Origin of the sequence: Halalkalibacter lacteus, assembly GCF_036663595.1 — a bacterium.
GTDB lineage: Bacteria > Bacillota > Bacilli > Bacillales > Bacillaceae_D > Halalkalibacter > Halalkalibacter lacteus.
This window is the reverse complement of record NZ_JAWRVL010000467.1, coordinates 1-235: the sequence shown is the minus strand read 5'-3', so window position 1 is coordinate 235 and position 235 is coordinate 1. Positions and strand designations below refer to the sequence as shown.

Genomic DNA, 235 nt, shown 5'->3' with positions numbered 1-235 from the left:
AAAGAATTCGCTGACAACCTGGACAGCGATTTTAAAGTACGTCAGTACCTGACTAAGGAACTGGCTAAAGCGTCCGTATCTCGTATCGTTATCGAGCGTCCGGCTAAGAGCATCCTTGTAACAATTCACACTGCTCGCCCGGGTATCGTTATCGGTAAAAAAGGTGAAGACGTAGAAAAACTGCGTAAGGTAGTAGCGGACATCTCTGGCGTTCCTGCACAGATCAACACCGCCG

1 protein-coding gene is annotated in these 235 nt (G+C 48.5%); it reads left to right on the top strand.

Annotation, left to right across the window (positions count from 1 at the left end):
* The coding region (locus SAZ04_RS23040; RefSeq protein WP_332700137.1) for a KH domain-containing protein at nt 1-235 on the top strand (235 nt) is incomplete at both ends.